General features: G+C 61.9%; 2 protein-coding genes. Both read right to left on the bottom strand.

The annotated features are described in order from the left end of the window. On the bottom strand, window positions 1-1,463 hold a 1,463-nt coding region (locus tag AC0AP0_RS11020; protein ID WP_490430495.1), incomplete at its 3' end, for an ABC transporter ATP-binding protein. 29 nt (window positions 1,464-1,492) lie between these two features. After that, window positions 1,493-2,991 (bottom strand): ABC transporter ATP-binding protein (locus AC0AP0_RS11025; protein WP_490430496.1); only part of this gene is annotated, 1,499 nt, incomplete at its 5' end.

Consider the following 2,991-nt stretch of genomic DNA (forward strand, 5'->3'; position numbering starts at 1 on the left):
TCGGGCAGCTCCATGATGAACTCATGGGCATGGACGGCCTTGGCGGCCTCCTCGATCTGCTGGTCAGTGGCATCCAGGCGGCCGTAACGGATGTTCTCGCGCACGTTGCCGGTGAAGATGAAGGTGTCCTGAAGCATGACCCCCATCTGCCGGCGCAGGGAGGCCAGGGTCACGTCGCGCACGTCATGCCCGTCCACGCAAACGCTGCCCTCGGTCACGTCGTAGAAACGCGAAAGAAGGTTGACGATGGTGGTCTTGCCGGCGCCCGTGGGCCCCACCAGGGCGACCGTGCTGCCTGCCGGCACATGGAAGTCCACCAGGTTGAGGATGTTGCGGCCTCCGGGCTCGTACTTGAATACCACGTCGTTGAAGTCCACCCTGCCCTTGACCGGAGGCAGCTCTATGGCCCCCGGGCGGTCCTCGATCTCCGGGTGGACATCCAGGGTCTCGAAGATGCGTTCCAGGTAGGCCGAGCAGGTGATCAGCTGGTTGTAGAAGTTGCCGATGTTGATGATGGGGTTCCAGAAGTTGTTGGCATAGCCAACGAAGGCGATCAGCATACCCGTGGTCACCTGCACGCCGCCCAGGCCGGTGATCCCCAGATAATAGATCAGTGCGATGGTGATGGTGGAGATGTTCTGCACTCCTGGCCACATAAGGTACTGGATGTGCACGGCCCGCATCCAGGAGCTGCGAACCTGGCCCTGCTGCTCCTGGAAAGTACGGAACTGCTCGCGCTCCCTGACGAAGGTCTGCGTGGTCTTGACCCCTGCGATGGACTCATGGATGTAGGCGTTCAGATTGCTCTGCTTGTTGGACAGACGTTGGTAGGCCCGCCGCTGGAAGCGCTGGAGGACCAACACATAGAGCACCAGCAGGGGCATGAGAACCAGGGACCAGAGGGTCAGCCTCCAGTCGATGACGAACATGACCACCAAGGTCAGCAGGAAGGTGAAGATGTCCGCGATCACATTGATCAGACCCGAGCTCAGGGTGTCCGAGAGGGTGTTGACGTAGTTGACCACCCTGATCAGGATCTTGCCGTGGGGCCTGGAATCGAAGTAGGAGAAGGGCAGGGTCTGTATATGGGTGAAGAGGTCCCGACGCATATCCTTGAGCATGAGCTGGCCCACCTGGGTGATGGCCACGGTCCGGTACCGCAGAAGGAGCTCGTAGACCACGATGGCCAGCAGAAAGACCGCACCCAGGGCGAAGAGCCGGACCGGATCCTTGGAGGGGATGACCGTGTCGATCATGGTCTTGGTCATGTAGGGAATGGCCACGGCGATGGCGCTCATGGATAGGACCGCCGCAAGGATGATCGCCCCCTGGCGCAGGTAGGGCTTCAGATAGGCCCCTATGCGCTTGATGTCACCGAAGTCGATCTGCTCCTCCAGGTCCTCGTCCTCCCGGAAGGTGTTCCTGCGCGCGGTGCCCGCCGAACGTTGCTTTTGCTGCTTCATCGTCTCACCTTGCCATGCATGCTGATGTGTCAGAACCCTGCCGACTGCCCGGATTGCAGCCCCAGCTGCTTGCGGTAGATCCGGTAGTAGCGGCCGTGGGCGTGGACCAGATCCTCATGGGTCCCGCGTTCTACGATCCTGCCGTGGTCCAGGACCAGGATCAGGTCGGAATCCTTGATGGAGGAGATCCTGTGGGCGATGGTCACCATGGTCCTGGTGCCCTCCATCTCCTGCAGATGCCGCTGGATAGTGGCCTCGGTCTCCATGTCGACAGCCGATGTGGTGTCGTCCATGATCAGGATGGCCGGGTCGTCGGCCAGGGCCCGCGCCAGGCTGAGCCGTTGCTTCTGGCCGCCTGACAGGCCCACGCCGCGCTCGCCCACCACGGTGTCATAGCCCTCAGGCATCCGGTTGATGAAGGAGTCAGCGCCAGCCATGGAGGCCATGGTCCTGACGTACTGCTCGTCGTCGCGGTGGGCTCCGAAGGCGATGTTGTCGCCGATGGTGTCCGAGAAGAGGAAGGTGTCCTGTGCCACGATGTTGACCTGCCGCCGCAGCAGGTCCAGAGGCCACTGCCTGGCGTCAATCCCGTCGATGAGCACATGGCCCACGGTGGGGTCGTAGAAGCGGGCCACCAGGCTGACCAGGGTGGACTTGCCCGATCCTGTCTCCCCCAATATGCCCAGCCGGGTGCCGGCCGCCACGTGGAAGTCGATGTCCTTGAGAATGGGGGTCTCCGGATCGTCAGGGAAGGCGAAACTGACGTGGTCGAAGCGGATGTCCCCACGGATTCTGACCGGGTCCTCGGTCTGCTCGCCGTTGACCTTGGCACGGACCGTAGCCGCCTGGACCACGCCAGCCTGGGCGTTCTTGCGCTCGACGATCCTGGGCTCGGCCGTCAACAGCCGACGGATCTTGACGCAGGAGGCGTTGAATCGCTCCACATCGTTGATCAGCCAGCCGGACTGGCGCACCGGGCCGTCGATCATCCACAGGAAACTGTTGAAGGAGACCAGGGCGCCCAGGGTCATCTGCTGGCGGATGACCAGCCAACCGCCCAGAATCAAAGTGATCAGCTGGAGCATGTAGGAGCAGCCGTCCAGCCAAGGCATATAGGTGCGGCTGTTGCGGGCGGAGTCCATGTTGCGTTCCATGTAGTCATCGTTGTGACGATCGAACTTCTCGGTCTCATAGGGCTCGCGGACGAAGGCCTTGACCACCCGGTTGCCCTCGATGTTCTCCTCGACCATGGAGTTGAGGGATGCCAGCGAGTTGCGGATGGCGTAGAAGAGCGGGTGGGCATGCTTGGAGAGCTGCCAGGTGAAGTAGAAGAGGAATGGCGTTACGGCCAGCAGGGCCAGGGCCAGCCGCCATTCGATGGTGAACATGACGGCCAACGATCCAACGAAGAGGCAGACAGCCTCCAGGATGTTGTAGGAGACCCAGGAGACGAAGTGGCGGATGGCATCGGTGTCCGAGGTCATCCGGCTCATGATGTCGCCGTTGCGGGTGTGGTTGAAGTAGGTGA

Source organism: Bifidobacterium sp. POST2/T3 (B1) (assembly GCF_058197115.1).